1 protein-coding gene is annotated in these 1,189 nt (G+C 58.0%); it reads right to left on the bottom strand.

Annotation, left to right across the window (positions count from 1 at the left end; all coding sequences use genetic code 11):
- On the bottom strand, nt 1-1,189 hold a 1,189-nt coding region (locus AC6EKW_RS15010), incomplete at both ends, for an aminomethyl transferase family protein (protein ID WP_498514824.1).

Raw genomic sequence — 1,189 nt, forward strand, 5'->3', positions numbered from 1 at the left:
TTATCTCCACCTGCCGGTGCTCCTCTACCGTGGGCTTGGTGCTGTTGGGCTCCTCTCCCCACAGAAGGGTGAGCTGTGTGCCGGGCTCTGCCTGCTCTTCTTCTACTACCGCCAAAGAGAGCATCGACCTCTCGTTGTAGCTGTAGCCGGTGTAGGTGGAGACTCCTACCACCCGCCCCTCTTTCTCTACCCTGTCGTAGGGCAGCGTGGCGTAGTTGGAGAGCGGAAGGTCTATGTACTTGGCGGGAAGTAGTCCTCCTTTCTCGAAGAGGCTGCCGAAGGCTTCTTTTACGTCTTCTTCGTTCCACACGAGCGTGACTTTCCTGCGTGAGGGGCGCTCCGCCATCTCCTGGAGGGCTTCTCTTCCTACGAAGTCGTGGTCGAACTTCACAAAGCGTCCATACCCGAGCTCGTAGGGGGTGAAGTAGTAATCTTCTATGTCCTCGGAGTCGTAGCTTCCTCCTAAAGAGGCTTTCGCTTCGTAGCCGTCTGCAGGGAGCCACTCCCTGTAGGTCTTCAGCTTCTCCCCGGTGTAGATGGCGGGACAGGGTGAGGGGATCCAGCCGGATTCCAGCGTGTTGGTGGCGTATGTCCTCGAGCCTACCTGTCTTAAGCCAAACTCTTCTCCGGCTTCTACTATGGCTTCTCTTATCTCTTCTTTCTCTTCCCAGGGACCGAAGATCTCAGCCCCAGGCTGCCCGCTCATCCCGTGCCTCAGCGCCCGTACTTTCCTGCCGGCTATGTTTATCTGGTACATGCTGAAGAAGGCTACCTCGGGAAGCGGTCCTCCGTTTAGCTTCTCGAGCAGACCGGCTGCGTTGGGACCCTGGATCTGGTAGCGGTAGAGCCTCCTGCGCTTTTTCGGGTTGGCCGCGTAGCGCTCGTCCCTCTCCACCTCCACCTCGTACTCACCACTTCTTGCGTGGTACTCAACCCAGTTGTGCGCCGTGGGCCTCCCAACCAGGCTCACCCTCTCTTCCTCGAGCCCAAAGAGAATCGCATCCCCTATGACATAGCCCTCCGGGTTGCACGCAACGAACTGCTTGGCCTTATCCTTCCCAAAGCCCTCAAAGCTGTTTATCCCAAGCTCGGAGAGAAGCCTCTTTGTGTCAGGACCCTCTATGTAGAGGTCGGTCATGTGGTAGGACTGGTCGAAGAGCACGCAGCTCTCCCTCCAGGCCCGCTGCTC

It is taken from the genome of Rubrobacter sp. M3-4 (assembly GCF_059772285.1).